Annotated in this window: 18 protein-coding genes and 1 tRNA gene; 9 read left to right on the forward strand and 10 right to left on the reverse strand. The window is 42.0% G+C overall.

What is annotated here, in order from left to right; translation table 11 throughout:
- Positions 1 to 61: 61 nt before the first annotated feature.
- The 4 genes from SNE26_RS07330 to SNE26_RS07345 all read left to right on the forward strand — a co-directional run bounded on the left by SNE26_RS07330 (position 62) and on the right by SNE26_RS07345 (position 8,926).
- The gene (locus tag SNE26_RS07330; RefSeq protein ID WP_321558712.1) at positions 62 to 3,817 is read left to right on the forward strand and encodes a DUF5977 domain-containing protein; all 3,756 of its coding nucleotides are present in this window, start codon (positions 62 to 64) and stop codon (positions 3,815 to 3,817) included.
- An 11-nt stretch (positions 3,818 to 3,828) separates the two neighbouring features.
- A complete protein-coding gene (locus SNE26_RS07335) occupies positions 3,829 to 4,275 on the forward strand; it encodes a hypothetical protein (protein ID WP_321558713.1) in 447 nt (148 codons plus the stop codon).
- Positions 4,276 to 4,346: 71 nt separating this feature from the next.
- Entirely contained in the window at positions 4,347 to 8,348 is a 4,002-nt protein-coding gene (locus SNE26_RS07340; protein WP_321558714.1) for a DUF6443 domain-containing protein, read from the forward strand.
- Positions 8,348 to 8,926 carry a HEAT repeat domain-containing protein gene (locus SNE26_RS07345; protein ID WP_321558715.1) on the forward strand — a complete coding sequence of 193 codons (579 nt, stop codon included), beginning with the start codon at positions 8,348 to 8,350 and terminating at the stop codon, positions 8,924 to 8,926. The genes SNE26_RS07340 and SNE26_RS07345 overlap by 1 nt, the downstream gene beginning before the upstream one ends.
- A gap of 62 nt (positions 8,927 to 8,988) precedes the next feature.
- Here the strand turns inward: SNE26_RS07345 and SNE26_RS29510 are convergent, their stop codons facing one another.
- The 9 genes from SNE26_RS29510 to SNE26_RS07385 all read right to left on the reverse strand — a co-directional run bounded on the left by SNE26_RS29510 (position 8,989) and on the right by SNE26_RS07385 (position 14,157).
- Positions 8,989 to 9,039: a hypothetical protein gene (locus SNE26_RS29510; RefSeq protein ID WP_373695599.1), complete on the reverse strand. Its 51-nt coding sequence runs from the start codon at positions 9,037 to 9,039 to the stop codon at positions 8,989 to 8,991.
- 284 nt (positions 9,040 to 9,323) lie between these two features.
- On the reverse strand, positions 9,324 to 9,842 hold the full coding sequence (locus SNE26_RS07350; protein WP_321558716.1) for a site-specific integrase: 519 nt from the start codon (positions 9,840 to 9,842) through the stop codon (positions 9,324 to 9,326).
- Between the two features lie 105 nt (positions 9,843 to 9,947).
- Entirely contained in the window at positions 9,948 to 10,397 is a 450-nt protein-coding gene (locus tag SNE26_RS07355) for an Arm DNA-binding domain-containing protein (protein ID WP_321560024.1), read from the reverse strand.
- Between the two features lie 11 nt (positions 10,398 to 10,408).
- Positions 10,409 to 10,498: transfer RNA gene (locus SNE26_RS07360), tRNA-Ser, on the reverse strand.
- 98 nt (positions 10,499 to 10,596) lie between these two features.
- On the reverse strand, positions 10,597 to 11,577 hold the full coding sequence (locus SNE26_RS07365; RefSeq protein WP_321558717.1) for a YihY/virulence factor BrkB family protein: 981 nt from the start codon (positions 11,575 to 11,577) through the stop codon (positions 10,597 to 10,599).
- 11 nt (positions 11,578 to 11,588) lie between these two features.
- Complete coding sequence (locus tag SNE26_RS07370) at positions 11,589 to 11,996, reverse strand: thioesterase family protein (RefSeq protein WP_321558718.1); 408 nt, start codon at positions 11,994 to 11,996, stop codon at positions 11,589 to 11,591.
- On the reverse strand, positions 11,996 to 13,048 hold the full coding sequence (mltG, locus tag SNE26_RS07375; protein ID WP_321558719.1) for an endolytic transglycosylase MltG: 1,053 nt from the start codon (positions 13,046 to 13,048) through the stop codon (positions 11,996 to 11,998). Before mltG ends, SNE26_RS07370 begins: the two co-directional genes overlap by 1 nt.
- A 28-nt stretch (positions 13,049 to 13,076) precedes the next feature.
- A complete protein-coding gene (locus tag SNE26_RS07380; protein ID WP_321558720.1) occupies positions 13,077 to 13,385 on the reverse strand; it encodes a rhodanese-like domain-containing protein in 309 nt (102 codons plus the stop codon).
- On the reverse strand, positions 13,363 to 14,157 hold the full coding sequence (locus SNE26_RS07385) for a PASTA domain-containing protein (protein ID WP_321558721.1): 795 nt from the start codon (positions 14,155 to 14,157) through the stop codon (positions 13,363 to 13,365). The genes SNE26_RS07380 and SNE26_RS07385 overlap by 23 nt, the downstream gene beginning before the upstream one ends.
- Positions 14,158 to 14,398: 241 nt before the next feature.
- Here SNE26_RS07385 and SNE26_RS07390 point away from each other — a divergent pair, with 241 nt between their 5' ends.
- The 3 genes from SNE26_RS07390 (at position 14,399) to SNE26_RS07400 (ending at position 17,244) form a co-directional block, all read left to right on the forward strand.
- A complete protein-coding gene (locus tag SNE26_RS07390; protein ID WP_321558722.1) occupies positions 14,399 to 15,382 on the forward strand; it encodes a D-alanine--D-alanine ligase in 984 nt (327 codons plus the stop codon).
- A 117-nt stretch (positions 15,383 to 15,499) separates the two neighbouring features.
- Entirely contained in the window at positions 15,500 to 16,135 is a 636-nt protein-coding gene (locus SNE26_RS07395; RefSeq protein WP_321558723.1) for an ABC transporter ATP-binding protein, read from the forward strand.
- Complete coding sequence (locus tag SNE26_RS07400) at positions 16,135 to 17,244, forward strand: hypothetical protein (RefSeq protein WP_321558724.1); 1,110 nt, start codon at positions 16,135 to 16,137, stop codon at positions 17,242 to 17,244. Before SNE26_RS07395 ends, SNE26_RS07400 begins: the two co-directional genes overlap by 1 nt.
- 3 nt (positions 17,245 to 17,247) lie before the next feature.
- Here the strand turns inward: SNE26_RS07400 and prmC are convergent, their stop codons facing one another.
- On the reverse strand, positions 17,248 to 18,111 hold the full coding sequence (gene prmC / locus SNE26_RS07405) for a peptide chain release factor N(5)-glutamine methyltransferase (RefSeq protein ID WP_321558725.1): 864 nt from the start codon (positions 18,109 to 18,111) through the stop codon (positions 17,248 to 17,250).
- Positions 18,112 to 18,144: 33 nt separating this feature from the next.
- Here prmC and ribD point away from each other — a divergent pair, with 33 nt between their 5' ends.
- Together ribD and SNE26_RS07415 are read left to right on the forward strand one after the other, a co-directional pair.
- Positions 18,145 to 19,200: a bifunctional diaminohydroxyphosphoribosylaminopyrimidine deaminase/5-amino-6-(5-phosphoribosylamino)uracil reductase RibD gene (gene ribD, locus SNE26_RS07410; RefSeq protein ID WP_321558726.1), complete on the forward strand. Its 1,056-nt coding sequence runs from the start codon at positions 18,145 to 18,147 to the stop codon at positions 19,198 to 19,200.
- Complete coding sequence (locus tag SNE26_RS07415; RefSeq protein WP_321558727.1) at positions 19,201 to 20,079, forward strand: EamA family transporter; 879 nt, start codon at positions 19,201 to 19,203, stop codon at positions 20,077 to 20,079.
- The last annotated feature ends 9 nt before the right edge of the window (positions 20,080 to 20,088 follow it).

A 20,088-nucleotide genomic window follows, 5' to 3' on the forward strand; every position in this document is an offset into this window, starting at 1 on the left:
TCAACCAGAAGGTTAGTTTATCCCCGGCGTTTGAAAACAGTCAAAAATCAAGCAACACTTTATGAAAAGGAATCTTCTTTTTGTTTTTCTAACATTTTTAATTATCACAATCAAGGGCTATGGCCAGGGTAATGCCAGTCTCAGCTCGTATATCCCTGCTCCCTCTCAAACTGCAACGCTTACAAATAATTTTGGGGTCGATTACTATTCAGGTCGTCTCAATTACTGTTCCCCGCTAAACAGCGTCAATATTTCCGGCATTACGTTCCCGATATCGCTGACCTACTCAACGAATGGCATTAAGGTCCAGGACATCGCAGGAATAGCCGGTTTGGGCTGGGGCCCTTCCCTGGGCGGCTCAATTACCCGGGAAGTACATGGGATACCTGATGAATATTATTACGGGTATTCGGGCGCTAACCGAACTGGCGGCAGAAATACCGGCTTACTTAACAGGGAATACATGGATAAGGTATCAGACGGTACCTGGGACGCGGAACCAGATAAATTTTATTATTCATTTCTTGGACTTTCAGGCTATTTTGTGATGGATCCTGACGGCAAGCCCGTATTGCAATCTAATCAAACTGGCATCAGGATCGATTATTGTCCTTTTAAACGCGGGCAGGCTGCCGGCACATCGAAATGGGTACTCAGAGACCAGAGAGGTAATCAGTATTTTTTCGAGATCAGTCAGGCGATGGCCAGCGTCGTACATGGACCGGTCAAAAATGAATATCAAAATTATACTTCCGCATGGTACATCTCCAGGATCATCACGACTAATGGCCAGCAAATTAATTTTACCTACGGAGATCAGGCGAATATCAGCTATACAAATTACCTGAACGTTAGAAGGGTGGATAAAAAGATTGATGGTACGTCAACACGGCTCGGTTGTTTAGGCAGTAAGCACACGGGCGATACGACCTATAACCAAAACATCGATATAAGTTATCAGGAAAAGTATCTGACCAAAATATCAGGTAACGGGACCGATATCAATTTAACCTATAATCTATCGAGGGCTGACCTCAACGGCGCCAAAGCTTTAACGGATATTTCAATAAATTACAACAACAGGGCGGTCCACAGTTACAAGCTTAATTACGGCTATTTCACTTCCAGTGACGGTTCCAATACCAAAAGGCTTAAACTATCGGGAATATCACAGGTTTATCCCGGGAATATCTTGAAAAACCTGTATAGTTTTTATTATAACGAGAGTGTGAACTTACCCGCGCGCAATTCTGTCAAAACTGATTATTTGGGCTATTATAATAACAACGCGCAAAGTTCCAACATCTATACTTATTCCGATAAAACGCCCGATCTGACAAATACCGGCGCAAATATCCTGCAAAAAGTAACCGACCTGCTCGGAGGGTCAGTAAACTTTGAATATGAATTGAACAGATATTATGCAGACAATCAAAACAAAACAGGTGCGGGACTTAGGGTAAAGCGTATTTATCAGAAGAAAAAAGACTCCGACAGTGAACTGGTGGACGAAACAACATTCTCATACAACCTTCCGGGTGGAAGTACGTCAAGTGGTCAGCTTTACAGCGCCTATGTGCCTTCGTGGGGGGACCAGTGTACGGTAATGTGCGGGTCAGATATGGCGACAATCTGGACTTATAGTTCGGAACCGCTGGAATCTGTAACCGACGGTAATGGTGTAAACGTAGGTTATTCCTCGACAGCTGTGCAGCGCGCCGATGGTAGCGTAACACGATATACGCTTAGCAATTTTTCCAATTATCCGGATAAGGCGACTTTTACCAGTTATGCGACCTGGGCAAGTAGTGTTTCTTTAAACTTCAATGCTCAGACAAACTTGTCATATGGTAACTATACCAGTAATATACCCAAAACATCATTTGCATTTGCCCGAGGGAAAGTATTGAAAGAAGAACTATTGGGGCCTGACGGACTGCCTGTAAAGGAAACAACTTATGGATATTCCCTAACGGTTGCGACAGACTTAGTAACAGGCGTAAAGCCGCATTTATGGAGTACAGATGACCAGAGCAATAACATGTATAACATCACCGGTTTCAGTTATTCTACGCAGGATTTACGACTTGATGAGAAAAATACACAGTTTTTTAAGGCGAGGAGTGCCCAACAAAATACAATAGAAAGCTACCGTTACACAAGTTATGCACCAAATATCATTAAGACAATTGTTACAACCGGAAGTGGCGGCAGAGCAGATGAGGTAACGTTTCGTTATCCTTTTGATATTATACCATCTATTCCGACTACAGAACCGGACAAGAAATTAGCACTCACCTATTTGGTTTATACAAACAACATTGCCAATCCTGTAGAGGTTGTCCATGTGGTCAACGGAAATTATCAAACTAAAGTAGTTTCTGTTAACGTGACGAAGTATGCACCTAATGCATTTAATATCGTAGCACCAAGTTCCGAACTGAAACTGGAAGTAAAAAGTCCCGTAAATAAGACAAGTTATTTGAACTATAAAGTTTCTTACAGCAATGGCAATGAGGTCGATACTTTTGATCCAGGATTAAAGACGTTTAATATATACAACAAATATGATGCAAATACTAACTTATTAGAATCCCAAACTAATACGGCGCGGGCCTATTATAATTCGAATATCGTGGGGTATCGGGGATTGTATAAAATCGCCGAAGTCAGCAATGCTGCGCAGGGCAATATAGCTTATACGAGTTTTGAATCAGCCGACAGCGGGAACTGGTTATACGCGGGAGCGCCCATATTTGACCTGTCCTCGATAACCGGAAAAAAACTGTATAACCTTTCCAAAGGCGGTCTGATAAAAAATGGTTTAGATCCGGCTTTAACCTATATTATTACATATTGGTCCAAAAATACCTCCTATTATGCCATTAACGGAACCCAGGGCACGCCAATATTACTGGCTGATAGAAACGGATGGCGCTGTTATAAACACTTAGTCTCCAATCAGACAAGCGTTACCGTTTCGGGCGCGGGATATATCGACGAGGTAAGATTACATCCCTTAAGTTCGGAAATGGTCACTTATACTTATGAGCCGCTGGTAGGTATGACCAGTACAACAAATGAAAATAATCAAACAACTTATTATGAATACGATGAGTTCAACAGATTGCAATATGTAAGAGGCGCTGATAAAAATATTATCAATGCTTACTGTTACAACCTTTACGGCGAACCGGGAAATTGCTTTATCACATTTAGTAACCAGGCACAGTCGAGGTTATTTTATAAGAATGATTGCGGACCGGGTATTGCCGGAACGGCGATTACGTACCAAGTTCCTGCAGGAAGGTATAGTGCGGGTTCACAACTTGCCGCGAATGCCCTGGCTCAAATCGAAATTGATCAGAACGGTCAGGAATACGCTAATGCGAACGCCAGTTGCTCATCGTTAACCCTTTACGCAAAAATAGAACTGACGAATTTTACGTACGACTCTTGGAGCAGTCCAAACGGAGAAGGCGGAAGTTCTTCAATGGCGGATGTGCATATTAGATTTTACTCTGATGCTGCGGGAACTATCCCCTACGTTGTCGACAGACCTGTTAAAGTTAATGTTACTGAAGATTTCAATGTTGTTACCGCTTATAATGGCACAAGTTCGGGGTCTAATCTCTTAAATTACACGGTCGCAGCTGGGCAGTCTACTTTATCACTGGGTCGTCATCTGCTTTCGAGCTATGGAAGTTATATAGACCCCTATTCCGGATCCGGGTTAATATATGAGAGCAGCGATTACTCCTATAATGTTGTTGCTAACGGCAACGATTACATACCCCTAACTACAAACGCCAATTAAATCAAGTATTTATGAAAAGTGTAATTATCGTTATTTTCATTACAACCATCCTGCTACCGTTTGGAAGAATATCGGCTCAGACACGTGCCGTAACTGATTCCGCAAAGATTCTCAAGCTGAAATCAGATTTAAATATTGATTTAGCCCTGGCCGAAAAAGTATCAGATGCTATGCAGTTCAATGAAACGCAGATCCGCATGCTGATGAAAGAAAAGAACCTGAGACCCGAAGAAAGGCACAGGCAGTTTCTTATGCTGATCCGGCAGCGGGAAGAAAAAGTAAAGGCATTGCTCACACCGGATCAACTGGCAACACTTTCCAGGTCCATTTTCAACCACATTGGAAAAGGTCATTTTGGACGCAGAGATAGTTTGTCGCGATTAAAGGAAAGAGAAGCCTGCATGCTTTCAGGAACAAAGGTGACTTCCGTCGAGTATTCAACCCCTGAGCAGAACTGAAAATCGACGTCAGTTTGCATATTCGAGGGTGACGAAAAGCAATGCGGGAAAAAAATGCTATAAAATTTTAAATGAAAATAAAACAAAACTTCAATGAGCAGCGGGTTAACTATTCGATTCGCACTCCAAATTTTTACATTCTTATCATAGTTTTGGTCGCCCTAACCGGTTTGAATGCTTCAGGTCAGATTACACTGAACGCTCCTAATACTAAAGGCACCTATAAAGATCCGTACAGTATTACACTGGGACCTAATTTTACTGCCGATGGTGCAAATGGCGCATTCGTCGCCATGATAGAGCCTGGTTATCTCACTCCCGGATCTCCGGCAAACTTTATTTCCACCTGGACCCCAAAGATGGCAATTGCAACAGCCGCTACCTTGAAGGCGCAGGAAAACAATAGTTCCAACCTAAATATTTCCACGACATTTTCGGATAATCTCGGGCGTGTCATTCAGACCGTTAGCAGAGCGCAATCTGTCAATAAAACTGATATGATTCAACCTTACGAATATGATAATCTCGGACGGCAGGTTAATCAATATCTTCCTTACTCTTATTCAGGGAATGGAGCATATCGAGTTAACGCGGTTGCTGAGCAGGCGGGTTTTTATCAATCTGGCAGTACAATAAACCCGCAAAGCAATAGTCCCGCTTCAAAAGCTGCTTTTGATAATTCGCTATTAAACAGGCCAGTCGAACAGGGTGCGGTTGGAGATAGCTGGCAATTAACAGGAAGTTCGGCTCCGAACAGTGGACACACAATCAAATTTGATTATACAGGAAACAATGAGATTGCGATCACTGATGTGGAGAATACCCGTATCGTGGTAGCATATGGCGTAAATATTAATGCGAGCGGAGACCGAAGCCTATATGTATACGGCTCTACAGGTTATTATGCTGCTAATGATCTGCATGTCAAAGTAATAAAAGACCCGAACTGGACTGCTACAGATGGGCGAAACGGAACGCATGAAATTTACACGGATGAGGGAGGAAAGGATGTTCTGAAAAGGTCTTTTATTAAAAATCCGTCCGGCACTTTGGAGATTGTCTCCACCTATTTCGTATACGATGATTTAGGAAATCTCTGTTATATCCTGCCACAGGCGTCGAATCCGGACCAGTTATCATCTTCAAATAGTGTTAACATATCGCCGTCGGCACTAAACAGTGTTTGTTACCAATACCGTTATGACGAGAGACAACGTCTTATCGCCACCTTGCTTCCAGGGAAGGATTGGGAGTACACAGTATATAATTTACTGGATCAGCCCGTGGCATCGCAGGATGGCAATCAAAGATTAAACAAGGAGTGGTCGGTCAAAAAATATGACGCATTAGGAAGAACTATCATTTCCGGGACCTGGAATAATGATAATAGAGCAATTACAAGAGATGATTTACAGGCCAGCCTGAATCGAGAAACTGCCTTCTACGAAAACAGGATATCAACCGGGAATGGCTATTCCGCAGATGCATGGCCGCAAAATCTATCAGTGTTTTATACTGTTGATTATTTTGACGACTATAACGTTCCAGGAGCACCCTCCGGTTTTGCTTATCAACCCTATTCGGGTAACCCATCAGGGTATAGTAATCAGGTGCAGGGATTTCCAACCATTTCGAAAACCGGCCTCGTCTCAAATCTTAACGCAGGATTATGGACATTTAATTATTATGATTCCCAAGGCAAATTGATTCAGGTTCAAAGCGCTAATCATTTGTCAGGAAAAGATATTTACAACAATGAGTATGATTTTAATGGAAATGTTACTAAAACTATCCATCAGCATTCGAGTTCCGCAGGCTCATTAAACATCACTAATAAATTTACCTATGATCACCAAGGGAGAGAGCTACAGCATTTCGAACAGATTGCGAATGATCCGGAAGTATTGATGACCCAGCTTACTTACAACGATTTGGGCCAGGTTATCGATCGAAAACTGCATCAAAAAAGTGGCAATTCCAAATTCATACAAAGCATAGATTACAGATATAACATTCATGGAGCGCTTACATCTATTAATGATCCCTCGTTAACTAACAATAGCACCAGCAATCCGGACGATGTTAATTCCAACGATCCCGATAAATTTGGGATGATCCTTAAATATGAAGGTGCAGACCAGGCACAATACGGAACAAACATCGGTTCGATGCAGTGGGCGGTAGGAAAACCAATTGGTAGTTCATTGACATCTCCTGTTCTGAAGTATGATTATACTTATGACAAGGCCGATCGCATGGTTGCAGCTGCATCTTCTACCGGAGCGACAAAAGACGGGAATTTTTCAGAAAACGTATTCTATGATAAGATGGGTAATATTAAAAACCTTGTCAGATGGGCTAAATTAAGCGCAGGGAAAACTCAGATCGATAATCTGAAATATACGTATCTTAATGGAAATCAGGTCGACGAGATCGATGATGATAGTGGTAATAATGTTTACGGTTTTAAGGATAATGGCGGAGGGAACAGCAGCAAGCAGGCAGGAGAATATGCTTATGATTTAGCGGGCAATTTATCCAAAGACTTAAATAAAGGTATTACATCAATTATTTATAACAATTTCAATTTGCCTGCCAGTATCAGTTGGGCCGACGGTAGGGCAATGACCTATGATTACGATGGAACCGGTGAAAAGCTCAGAAGAACTTATAAAGTGGGAACGAATGTTTATGTTACGGACTATATCGGGGAAATACAATACGAACAAGGACAGATCGCGCTTTTAACCACTAACGAAGGTATAGCAAGTAAAATTAATGGTAACCCAAATTACATTTATCAATATTTTCTGAAAGACCAGGTTGGAAATACACGTGTCGTGATCCAACCCGTATACCCGGGCGAAACAACAGCAGACGTAATTCAGGTAACCAATTTTTATCCGTATGGCATGGATTATCGATCGGACGATCTAAATTCATTGTTTAGCTATACAAGTGGTATTCAGAATAAATATCTTTTCAACGGAAAAGAACTGCAAAATGGTGTCGAGACATATGACTTTGGTGCCAGAAATTATGACGCTTCGACAGGTAGGTGGAACGCCCCCGATCCAGCTAATCAGTTTACTAATGAATCCCCTTACGCGGCATTAGGAAATAACCCTGTTCTAAATACAGACCCGGATGGAAAAATCTTGCCAGTCATTGCAGCCGTAGGTATCGCAGCTTTAATAGGCGGAACGACTAATTTGGTTATGAATGCGATTCAGGGTAACGTACACAGCTGGTCGGCAGGTTTTTCCTACTTTGGGGTTGGGGCTGCAGCTGGGGCTTCTTCATTATGGAATCCTTTAGCAGGAGCAGGAATAATGGGAGCCGGGAATAATCTAGTCACTCAGGTACAAGAAAATGGATGGGGAAATATTAACGGCGGACAAATCGCAGTTTCTGGCGCAACAGGTGTTGTAACAGCGTGGGCCGGAGGCCAACTCAGCTCTGCTATTTCTCCATATATCTCTGGTTATACATCGCAAATAGCAAGTCCTCTGATTAAAGGTGCATTAGTACAGGGCGGTTCCAATGCTGCTTCAGGGTTCGTGTTAGGCGCCGGCTTTACGTTGCTAAGCGGGAAAGGCGTAGATGACGCCTTCAGTTCTGGTTTAAGTGGTGCAGTCAACGGTTTTGGAACCGGGGTGGTTAGTGGTTCAATCGGAGGATATCAATACGCAAAAGCAAATAATCTTGGTTTATGGAACGGGCGGAGTACACTGCCTCCGCTTGAGGCGGCAAGATCCGCTGGAATATCCGGGGAAAATGCTGTTGGTATAACGGCTCCCAAAATAAGAATAGAATCTATAACCAAAACCGCGAACTACCGTATACCTGAAGCGCTGACTACCGCAACAATTGAAGAAGTGAAGAACGTAAAGCGACTGGGTCTGACAAATCAGATAAAAGATTTTCACCTGTATTCTCAGCGTGAAGGCCTGAAATTTATTATCTATGTCAGACCGACAACAGTATACCAGGTGGGAACCACTTTCACGAAGCCTTTGCAAACTTTAATAAATAAAGGAACTATTACAATTAAACCAATCCCAACTAAATAATGTTAACAGGCGATAAACATAGAATAAAATCGGCATTGGCCAGTGTTGGACTTGATATAGACGATATTTACGATTTAGTAAATTCCAACAAATCATATCCGAGTGCAATACCGGTTTTACTCGATTTGTTGAATGAAGGCGTAGATGACGCCAGATTAAAAGAAGGGTTAGTAAGGGCGTTGGCCGTAAAGGAAGCGAATGGTAAAACCGGTACTGTTTTGATAGCCGTATATAACCGACTTCCGAAGGAAAAAATGGGATTGCGATGGGCTATTGGAAACACGCTTTATAAAACCATTGGGGAAAATGATTTGGAAGGTGTCTTATCTATCGTTAGAGATAAAGAAAATGGTACATCAAGGCAAATGTTTGTTATGGCTTTGGGTAAAATGAAAGGCGAAAAGATAGAAGACGTATTAATTGGCTTGCTTGATGACGATGATGTTATGACTCATGCCATGGAAGCTCTGGGAAAATTGAAATCGAAGAGGGCGAAAGAAAAAATTGAGACTCTATCCATACATTCGAGCGCCTTTGTTAGAAAAGAAGCACAAAAAGCGCTCAAAAGAATCTCGTAAAGATCTATTTGTTTTTATAACGCTGGTGGGGAACCTGTTGATATTCCCTGTTACCTGTTCTTTCAAACGCCGTGTTCTACACGGTAAAGTTCGGCGAGATCGCTGTCCAGCATTATTTTCTGATCCCTGATATAATAGATTTAGTCATGATGATATCGTCAGGTACAGATGTTGTATTGCTCATTTATGTGTTAATTGAAAATATAATGCTCAACCACAGAGCCACTTATGGCTCTGTGGTTATTTAATTAGGTAGTATGTTAATAAAGCTGCCTAAGTTTAGACATGTCCTGCGCGACTTTCATATCGAGTATTTTTGCGTAGTGCTGTGTAGTCTTAATATTAGAATGTCCAAGCATTTTTTAAACGCTTTCAATAGAAACACCATTTGCAAGTGTTACAGTCGTTGCAAAAGTGTGGCGGGCTCATAATAGGTCAATTCTTTATTAATGCCGCAGGCGTCCGCTATTTCTTTCAGATAGCTATTCATTTTCTGATTGCTCAACACAGGAAGCAATAAACCATCATTCACGCATTGAGGGTGGTCTCCATACTTTGCCATTAATTCCATTGCCAGGGGAAGTAAAGGAATGCGGGAAGAAGTATCTGTTTTCTGACGACTCGTATAAACCCATTTTTGTCCATCGATTCCGGTCACGATCTCTAAACATTTTAATTTCTTAACATCTGCATAAGCTAAGCCGGTGTAACAGCTGAAAAGAAAAATATCCCTTACCTGTGATACGCGGTCACTGACAAGTTTCTTATTGGTCATCACCTCCAGTTCTTCCGCATTTAAGAAGTCGCGTTTAACCTCTTTAACCTTTGGCTTGTAATTGACAAATGGGTCTTTATCAAACCAACCGTTTGCTAAAAAGATCAGAGTGATCTTTTTAAAGTTTTTGAGGTATTTCACTGTTGAGTTATTATTGCACCCCCTTTCCGAACGCGGTTAAAAATCATAACCCATGATAAACTCATGGTCGATTGCCCGGATATCAATATCTGATGAATTAAATTTCTATTGCAAGAATGCTTGTGTATGTTTCAGGCTTGTTTCGTACCGATCAAGCGTCCCTTTCGCATATTCTTTTGCCAATAAGCGCTGCAACCTGACGGTTATGTTCCTGGAATATCGGCACCAGCATTTTTCCCGGCGAGGTTTTGCCACCAAGGAGCCTGTCTTTAAGTTAGGAGCAGTGATCAATAACCTACGTTCTATCATATCCCGGTGAACATCGTACACCTGGTGTTCTAATGTTTTCAAATAGGCATTGATGCTTTTTGTATCCTTATTGTTCCCGGTTAACTTTTGACCGTTTGTACTCCATTTGTCGGGATTAACATAGTGTTTAGAGGAGATTTCAATGCGTACGCCATTAATAGTGATGCGAAGGTAAACGGGGGCGAGGCCTTCGATAAAAACAAAAAGCGCCGTAAATGATTTATTTACAGCGCTTTTGATCCTGATTGAATACTACTTGGCGGAGAGTTAGGGATTCGAACCCCAGGAACCTTTCACAGTTCAACAGTTTTCAAGACTGCCGCAATCGACCACTCTGCCAACTCTCCGGGGACAAAAGTACAAATCCGGGGCGAATTGCCAAATTTGAATTTCACTTTTTTTAATTTAATTAAATAATCTATATAAATTACTGATTAACAAAAAGTTAATTTTTTGACTGGTCGGTTTTTTTTGCCCGAAAAGTGTTAAATCTTGGTTTTACAATGCGAATTGTGCGCTTGGAAAGCTCTACCGACGCGTTTAATTCGAACCCAATTATCAAGATTAATGAGTTTATATACATCCAGATCATCACAACGATGAGCGTACCTATCGAGCCATAAACTTTATTGTACGAGGAGAAATTATTGATGTAATAGGAGAAACCCAGCGAGGTTAAAACTGCCAGTGCCGTAGCCAGTATGGAACCAGGGTTAATAAAATTCCATTTCTTTTTATGTGCAGGGGCGTAACGGTACAAGCATCCTATGGTTACAAAAATGATTATCACGATAATCACCCATCTGAACAGCATAACCGGATAAACCCAAAAGTGATTTTCAGATGCCACGTGTGACTGGATAAACCGGATGATGGATTGGCCCAGGATGAGTATGGAAATTGCAAGTAATAACGCAAAGCTTATAGCTACGGTAATCCCTGTTGCTACCAGGCGCCGTTTAAGCCAGCTCCGCTTATCTTCAATTAATGAAGATTTATTAAAAGCCTTCATAAGGTTAATAACCCCGTTTGTTGCAAAATACAAGGTTGTCAGGAACCCGAATGAAAGGAGCTTGCCGTTTTGGTTGCTTACGATATCAAAAAGGGTTTCCCTGAATGCCATATAGGCGTTTGTAGGCATTACAGAGGCCAGTACCATCATCAGGTTACCTTTAAAGTGTTTTATAGGCACATAAGGAATAAGTGTGAACAAAAAAATGGTAGCGGGAAAAACGGCCAGCATGAAACTATATGCTAATGCATAAGCCCTGTTAATGAGTGAGTTATTGGCAATCTCCTTTACAAAAAAGTCTATAACTGTATAAAGGGGCAATGGCCTGAAACCTGGAATAATGACAGACTTTGTCCACTCGATGATATACCTGTAGAACCTAAACCGGAGTAAAAAACGGTGCAGCCATTTCATTTACACCAAATCTACTTAAAAAAGGGCATTAATCTATCGGTAAAATCCTGCGGGGGCAGGCATGGGCGGTTAGTTTTCATGTTAATGAACACGAGCAGTGTTTCGCCGGTATTAATAAGCTCGCCTTTAGGGTTTGTTAGCTCGTACCTGAAATGGATACGGATGCCAGGCAATTTATCCATGATCACCTTAATGCTGATCTCCTCGTCATATAAAGCGGGTTTCAGGTATTTGCACTGAAGCTCAAGTACCGGCATCATAATGCCCGAATCTTCCATGCCTTTGTAAGTAAGGCCAAGGCTGCGGAGCATCTCTACACGGCCAACTTCATAAAATTCGGCGTAGTTACCGTAATACATATAGCCCATCTGGTCAGTTTCGCCGTAGCGCACCCGTATTTTGGTGGTATGCTCAAACATTACCTGCGGATGTTACGCTCGTTAAGGGCCTGTTGAAATTTATGCGCATTAACCAAATGGTCGGCAACGTTGGTTGCAAAAGCATGATAACCAGAAAAATCGGCTTTGGCACACATGTAGGTATAGTCGCTTTTTTGGTAGTTCAATACCGCTTTAACGGCATTTACCGATGGCATCATGATAGGGCCCGGAGGCAAACCTGTATGCAGATAAGTATTGTATGGCGAATTATAGGAAAGGTACCGCGTCAGTACACGTTTAATGGTAAAGTCATTCAGCGCGAAGATGACAGTAGGGTCGGCTTCTAATTTCATGCCTTTTTTCAAACGATTAAGGTATAAACCGGCAACTGCAGGCATTTCATCGTCATGCAAGGCCTCGGCATCAACTATCGATGCGAGAATGGATACTTCCTGCGGAGTTAAGTTGATCGCGGCAGCCAGTTGTTTGCGCTCGGGAGTCCAAAATGCCTCATAGTGATCATACATCCTTTTAAAGAATTTTTCGGGGCTTGTATTCCAATACATCTGGTATGAGTCGGGCATAATCACCGTATAAACGTTTTCGGTAGTAAAGCCATATTTACCTACAAAACTTGCCGAATCGAGCAGCCTGATGATTGACATTGAATCTGGTTCGATTTTTTTTGAGATAAAACCTGCAAACTGTTCTTTAAGCCTTAATCCATGAAATTCAACCTTAACAGGTTCCTGGGTACCGGAAGCCAGCATGTTGATGAGCTTACGGTTGCCCAGGCCTTCATGCAGGCGGTACTTACCCGGCTTTACACGGGTGGTATAATTCATATTACGGGCTGCCCAGGCAAACGATGCTGTATCTTTTACAATGCCCTCATTCTGGATGGTTTTAAAAACATCACTGAAAGTTGCACCTGTGTGTATATATAAATATTCCTGCTTATCGGTAACGTTAGGGCCAAAGTATTTAAGGTAATAATTGAATCCCGTAAAGCCTAACAGCACAACGATGATGATTACCAGCGCTATGATAAATTTTTTGAATATGCCTGATCCTTGTTTTTCCGCGGTCATGATATTGAATAGATAGTATTTGTTGTGTTTATTTTAATTTTTGAACAGCTATTAACCCGCCGCTTAAATTCCTTACGTTGCTGTAACCGTATTGTTGCAATATGGCTTGCGCCGTTTCGCTCCTTAAGCCAACCTTGCAGATAACGATTATCTCATCTGTTTTGTTGTAAGGTAAACTGCTAAGCGCATTTTCTAAATTTGAAAGCGGGATATTATTGCCACCTATGTTATAGGTATGGTATTCAATTACCTCACGTACGTCAATCAGGCTAAGGCTTTCACCTTGATTTAAGCGCTCAAGCAGTTCGGTTGCTTTAATTTGCCGGTGGAGCTGCATCTGTTTTTGTGCCTTGTGAAACAGTTAAGTTTATACGGGTACCTATACTTGTTTTGCTTAACGAGTCCGTTTTCATTGGGTATTGCGAAACCACAACAACGTTAGTCGAATCGGTAATAGCACCCTGGTAAGTAATGATACCTACGGTTAATCCCGCGCCTTTAATGGCAAAGCGGGCAGCATCAAGATCGAGGTTTACCAACTCGGGTATTTCCACCTCACTCGCGCCTTCGCCATCACCTAAAACAAGATCAATCTTTGATCCTTTAGGGAGCTTAGTGCCCGGTTTTATAACCTGGCCGCCAAAACGTACTTCAAGGATCCGGTCGCGGGCGATGTCTGACCGATAAGTTGTATCACCAACTTTCAAGCCATAATTTGATATGGTTGCAACGGCTTCACGGTAATTGCTTTGCTCAAGATCGGGGAGGCTTACAGGTGGTGCCTGAAGAGTTACCATAGTAAGGTAAATAACACGGTTTTCTTTAACGTTGGTTCCCGGATCGGGGTCCTGCTCAACGATGGTGCCGGGGGCCACATCCTGTACGTAAACAGAGTCAATTTTATAGCCAAACCCCTGTTCTTTTAAAATATCCATAGCCTTATCAATGGTAAGGCCTTTGAGTTTTGGTACAGGTATACCCGAACCATGGCGGGTGTAATAACCAAGGCTGAAAAATGCTATTAAAACAACGGCTATTACTGTCACAATAGCCATTAATAAGTTATTCCGGAATGATTTTGATTTTAAGTAAGCCCCAAATTTGCTCATCAGTATATGTAAGGGTAAACCTTTTAATTAAGTATCAAACATAGGAATTATTTTGTTAGCCGTAAAGTTTTAAAGTTGCCCGCAAGTCGGTAGTGTCCCTAAGTCAGATAGTTAGTTTATAGTTTGGTTGTATTGATGGAGATGTTTAGAAAAAATTATGACAGCATCATCTAATTACTAAATTTGGGGGTCTGCTTCGTCTTTCGGACTTTACCGACTTTCGGACTTTCTGACCAAGAACATGAAAAATATTGCCCTTTTGGCCGGAGGCTTTACCGGCGAATATGAAGTATCCCTGAACAGTGCTAAAAATATTGCTGCTAACCTTGCGGTTAATAGTAACTATAAAGTTTATACCATTCTAATCACCCGCGACAGGTGGTTTTTTGAAGCAGATGACGCCACTGTTGATGTAGATAAGAACGATTTTACGATTACCCTTAACCATGAAAAAATAAAGTTCGACTTTGCCTTTATTACAATTCATGGTACCCCGGGCGAGGATGGTAAGCTGCAGGGCTATTTTGATATGCTGGATATCCCATATAATACATGCGATGCTACAACATCGGCCATTACTATGAACAAGGCTTATACCAAGGCTATCGTAAACGGTATCCATGGGTTGCATACCGCACATTCCATGCGTTTGTTTGAGCGCGATGTGCATGATGTGGCTACCATAGCGGCTAATTTGAAATTTCCGCTGTTTGTTAAGCCGAACAATGGCGGCAGCAGCGTGGGTATGAGCAAAGTGCAAAACATAGCCGGACTACCCGAGGCATTGAACAGGGCATTTCAGGAAGATGCCCAGGTATTGGTTGAAGAATTTATTAAAGGCCGCGAGTTCAGCATTGGCATTGCCCGCTTGCACGGCAAAATAAAAGTGTTGCCAGCTACGGAGATCATCACTTCAAAAGATTTCTTTGACTACGAGGCTAAATATACTTCTGGCGTAACCCAGGAGATAACTCCCGCCGATCTTTCGGCTGAAAAGGTTAAAGAAATTGGCGGGATAGTGACCGAGGTATATACCCGCCTCAATTGCCGCGGTATGGCCCGGATCGACTTTATTTTGCTGGAAGGCAGTAATGATTTTTATTTCATTGAGATCAATACCACGCCGGGCCAGTCGGCTGCCAGTTTAATACCACAGCAAGTGAGGGCAGCAGGTATGGATGTTGGCGAGTTTTACAGTGCGCTGATTGAAGGTGCGGCTTTATAGGATTTCGGAATTGGGATCTTCGACTTCGGATTTATTTTGAATTCATATTTTAAAGAGGCGCCTTTGATGCGTCTCTTTTAGTGTAACAACAGGATCACTCTACCGTCAAAACCAACGATGCTGCAATTTCAAAATTTTACAAAATCATACGATAATTACCCGGCTCTAAAAATTGAAAACCTCAAGCTTGAAACCGGCATTTATTGGATAAAAGGGGTAAACGGATCGGGTAAAAGCACTTTGCTAAAATCTATTGCCGGCATATTGGCATTTGATGGGGATATCATGCTTGATGAAAGTATCAGCATGAAAAAACAACCGGTGGCCTACCGTAAACTGGTGAATTTTGCCGAAGCCGAACCAGTATTTCCCGATTTTTTAACGGGTACAGAAATGATCGCTTTGTTTACTGCTGCTAAAGACGCGCCGGCAGAACAGGAGCAGCAGTATATTAAAAGCATGGGTATGCAAAGCTTTGTCGACCGTCCGGTTGGTACGTACAGTAGCGGCATGATGAAAAAGCTCTCGTTATTACTTGCCTTTTTAGGCAAACCCAAACTAATCCTGCTTGATGAGCCATTGATCACTGTTGATACAGCCTCGTTAGCAATATTAAACAGCTGGATAAAGGAAAAGTATGAGCAGGAGGGAACCAGCTTTCTACTGTCATCACACCAGATACTTGAGGGTGGCTCATTACCCGTATCAGGTGAATTATTGGTTGAAGAGCAAACTTTAAAGTTTATCAGTTGATGAAATCGCTAACCAATGTATTGTTAAAGATTTTTGCAAACGGTTTTTTCCGGGTACATGCCGGGATTTTGCTATTTATATTTTTGGCAATGGTTGGCGTAGTGCCTCCCCAATATTTAATAGGCTATCACAAAGCGCTCATGCTGGCTATGAACAGCAGTTCGGTTGTGATGATCCTGGTGTTTATAAGCTGGTTCATTTATGCCGTTAAAAGCTGGCATTACGTATCCGGGCAAATCTTTGCCCCCGGTCAACATTTTTTATTTTATAGCAGCAATGCCTTGAGCAAAGGGAAACAATTGAAAAGCTGGTTTTGGGTACAGGCTGCTATATTATCGCCAATAACGGCTTATGCAATCATTACAATTTGCGTTGGCTTTGCTAACCATTACTATATATTTCCGGTTTGTATTTTGCTGTACTTAATAGCCTTAACTTATTTAAGCTCAGTTATTTATACGGGGCAAGTTAATGGGCTTATTGATGGCAACAGTCAATCTATATTATTGAGGTTAAGCAGTAAATGGCGCAAACCTTATTTCAGCCTTTACATTTACCACCTGTTTGATAAGCGCAAGGTTCTATACCTTATTACCAAGGCGCTTTCCTGGCTTATCATCACCGGGGTGTTTTACGTGTTTGCTGATGTTAAAACTGATGTCCGTGTTGCCGGTATAGCAATCCTTGCTGTAATAACGGCACATATTGTATTGATATTTGAAGAAAGGAAATTTGAGGAGAACGGCCTTGGCTTTTCCCGCAATTTACCCTATAACAGGCCACAGTTATTTCTGAATTTTATAGGTGTATATTTCTTTTTGCTTATTCCTGAAAGTATCTGGCTGTTCAGCAGGTTTAACCCGCCGATGGCTGTTGAACTGCTGCTTATTGGATTAAGCACTGCGATGCTGTTTCATTGCCTCCTTTACTGGTTTGGCCTTAATATGGATAAGTACCTGCAATGGATCTTAGGCTTATTTATAGTATTGTTCTGGATCATTATGTTCAAACTCCTTTGGATGCTTATTCCTTTAAACCTGGGTATTGCTTATTGGTTATTTTACAATAACTATTACAAGTTTGAGGGAGTAGTAAGTGATAAGCTGTGACCTTTAAAGCTGTGCTTTCACCATCCTGTCACGGCCGCTCATATCTTTTCTTAACTCAGTGTTTTTAAATCCTTTACCTATCAATAGTTCGATAGTTTCCTTACCTAAATTTTCATTAATCTCGAAAAAAAGCAAGCCACCGGCAATTAAATTACTTAGGGCAAAATCGGCTATAGCCCGGTAAAATATCAGCGGATCATGTTCGGGTACAAACAAAGCGGTATGAGGCTCAAAATCCGTGACATTACCATGCATCTGCTTTTTATCATCAAGCGTAACATAAGGAGGATTGCTTACAATGATGTTATATTGTACGCCTTCGCTGCCGGATTTAATATTTAAAATATCAGCCTGCATAAAATCAATCTTAACATTATTTAACACTGCATTTTCCTTAGCAGTTTCCAAAGCGCCTTCCGATACATCTATCGCGAATACATCCGCATTTGCCAAATTCTTTTTCAGGCTGATGGCGATACACCCGCTGCCCGTACCTATATCCAGCACAGAAAACCTTTCGCCTTTCGCCTTTAACCTTTCGCCTTCTAAAATCCATTCAACCAGTTCCTCTGTTTCTGGGCGGGGGATCAGCACATATGGGTTTACTTTAAATGGCAAGCCATAAAACTCGGTGATACCAAAAATGTACTGGATGGGTTTGCCGGTTTTTAGTTCGGCAAGGATGTTTTTCATGCGTTCCGACTGTTCAGCAGTTAATTCCCGTTCGGGGAATGCCTTGACGGATGCCCTTGATAAGCCGGTAACTTCGGCAACAACAAGCAGCGTTATAGCTTCGGTTTCGTTAATATCATAAACGCCATTTATCTGCTGCCTGTAATCTTCAAAAACATCCTTAATCGTAATCATGCAACAAAGTAACATAAAAGCTACTTTTGCAGCATGCTTGAACATGAAAAATATATGCGCCGTTGTTTGGAGCTTGCCCAGCTTGGGGCGGGCTATGTGAGTCCGAACCCCATGGTTGGCGCAGTTGTAGTTCACGATGGCCGTATAATAGGCGAGGACTATCACCAAAAATATGGCCAGGCCCATGCCGAAGTAAATGCCATTGCGCAGGTTACCCAAAAGTTTGATAACCATGCCGAACTGCTCAAAAACGCCATTATATATGTTTCATTGGAGCCTTGCGCACACTACGGCAAAACACCTCCCTGCGCCGATCTGATCATCAAACAACAGATCCCTAAAGTAATAGTAGGCTGCCGCGACCCTTTTGCCCAGGTTGATGGCAAGGGTATCGAAAAATTGCAGGCTGCCGGTATTGAAGTAATCACCGGCGTGCTTGAACAGGAATGCCAATGGCTCAACCGCCGCTTTTTTACCAAAGTACAAAAGCACAGGCCGTATATTATTTTGAAATGGGCGCAAACCCAGGACGGCTTTTTTGCCCCGGCAGATGGCGGCCAGTTCTGGATCACCGGCCTCCAATCGCGCAAGTTGGTGCACAAATGGCGCAGTGAAGAAGACGCCATACTGGTTGGTAAAAACACAGTTCTCAGTGATGATCCACAGTTAAATACCCGTTACTGGGATGGCCCATCACCTAAGCGTGTGGTGATAGACCGCAGGCTGGAGTTAGATAAAGGGTTGAATGTGTTTGATAACTCTGTAGAAACGCTGATCTTTAATGAGGTTAAATTTGACATGGACGGTAAAAACAGGTATATAGCACTGGAAGATTTTGAGCGCTTTGTGCCTCAATATATTTTATATCAGCTATATCTTCAGGATATCCAGTCGGTTATTATTGAAGGCGGTGCGCGTACGCTTGATGCCTTTATTGAGGCTGGTCTTTGGGATGAAGCCCGGATATTTACCGGTGATAAAGTTTTGAACAAAGGCATAAAAGCACCGCAAATAACAGGTATACTTGCTGATGAATATCCCGTGGGCGCCGACCGCCTGCAATTGTTATACAATAAGCCGGTTATATAAATGCTGTTCGTTTTTTTAAGTATTTGCTGTAGTGTTATCGTTTCTATTTTGCTGAAACTGGCAAAACGTTACCATGTGGATGTTTACCAGGCCATCACCTGGAATTATTCCATGACCATTTTGCTCACCTGGTTCTTTTTTAAACCGCAGTTAAGTATCATTCAAAACGCGCCTGTTTATAATTACCTGGCTTTAGGGATCCTTTTCCCGACAATATTTGTAATTATGGCAACATCGGTGCGCAAGGCCGGTATTGTTCGTACAGACGTTGCGCAGCGCTTATCCCTGTTTATCCCTATACTGGCAGCATTTGTTTTATTTGGCGAAGCTACAGGGGCAATTAAAGCGATAGGTATCATATTGGCATTCATCGCTATCCTTTGCTCCATTCCCTGGCAAAAATCAGCTGGTAATAAGGTAGAAAAAGGTTCGTGGATTTACCTGTTAATTGTTTTCCTGGGCTTTGGGGTTATTGATGTGTTGTTAAAACAGCTTACCAAAGTTAGTAATTTACCTTTTACCACAGCTATATTTGTCATCTTCATTATTGCCTTTATATTAACCCTCGCAGGTTTGATTTACCAGGTATCCACAAAAAAAATGAAATTTTCATTGCCGCATATCCTCATAGGATGGGTATTGGGGATAGCCAATTTTGGTAACATCCTGTTTTACTTAAAGGCACACCAGGCTTTGGCCAATAGCCCGTCTGCAGTGTTTTCGTCTGTAAATATTGGTGTTATTGTGGTTGGCACGCTGGTTGGCATCTTTGTATTTAAAGAGAAGCTGAGCCTGCTTAATAAAATCGGCATAGCTATAGCCGTGCTGGCTATTGTTATTATTTATTTCCCGCAAACATTGGGCTTTCTGCACTTGTAATATTTTTGA

Source organism: Mucilaginibacter sp. cycad4, from assembly GCF_034263275.1.
GTDB lineage: Bacteria > Bacteroidota > Bacteroidia > Sphingobacteriales > Sphingobacteriaceae > Mucilaginibacter.

Excerpts from the sequence above, each read along its gene's own strand:
- SNE26_RS07345 (WP_321558715.1), top strand. The coding sequence starts at position 8,348 with ATGTTAACAGGCGATAAACATAGAATAAAATCGGCATTGGCCAGTGTT.
- prmC (WP_321558725.1), bottom strand. The coding sequence starts at position 18,111 with ATGATTACGATTAAGGATGTTTTTGAAGATTACAGGCAGCAGATAAAT.
- SNE26_RS07400 (WP_321558724.1), top strand. The coding sequence starts at position 16,135 with ATGAAATCGCTAACCAATGTATTGTTAAAGATTTTTGCAAACGGTTTT.
- SNE26_RS07330 (WP_321558712.1), top strand. The coding sequence starts at position 62 with ATGAAAAGGAATCTTCTTTTTGTTTTTCTAACATTTTTAATTATCACA.
- SNE26_RS07370 (WP_321558718.1), bottom strand. The coding sequence starts at position 11,996 with ATGTTTGAGCATACCACCAAAATACGGGTGCGCTACGGCGAAACTGAC.
- SNE26_RS07415 (WP_321558727.1), top strand. The coding sequence starts at position 19,201 with ATGCTGTTCGTTTTTTTAAGTATTTGCTGTAGTGTTATCGTTTCTATT.
- SNE26_RS07365 (WP_321558717.1), bottom strand. The coding sequence starts at position 11,577 with ATGAAATGGCTGCACCGTTTTTTACTCCGGTTTAGGTTCTACAGGTAT.
- SNE26_RS07385 (WP_321558721.1), bottom strand. The coding sequence starts at position 14,157 with ATGAGCAAATTTGGGGCTTACTTAAAATCAAAATCATTCCGGAATAAC.
- mltG (WP_321558719.1), bottom strand. The coding sequence starts at position 13,048 with ATGACCGCGGAAAAACAAGGATCAGGCATATTCAAAAAATTTATCATA.
- SNE26_RS07340 (WP_321558714.1), top strand. The coding sequence starts at position 4,347 with ATGAAAATAAAACAAAACTTCAATGAGCAGCGGGTTAACTATTCGATT.
- SNE26_RS07390 (WP_321558722.1), top strand. The coding sequence starts at position 14,399 with ATGAAAAATATTGCCCTTTTGGCCGGAGGCTTTACCGGCGAATATGAA.
- ribD (WP_321558726.1), top strand. The coding sequence starts at position 18,145 with ATGCTTGAACATGAAAAATATATGCGCCGTTGTTTGGAGCTTGCCCAG.
- SNE26_RS07335 (WP_321558713.1), top strand. The coding sequence starts at position 3,829 with ATGAAAAGTGTAATTATCGTTATTTTCATTACAACCATCCTGCTACCG.
- SNE26_RS07380 (WP_321558720.1), bottom strand. The coding sequence starts at position 13,385 with ATGCAGCTCCACCGGCAAATTAAAGCAACCGAACTGCTTGAGCGCTTA.
- SNE26_RS07395 (WP_321558723.1), top strand. The coding sequence starts at position 15,500 with ATGCTGCAATTTCAAAATTTTACAAAATCATACGATAATTACCCGGCT.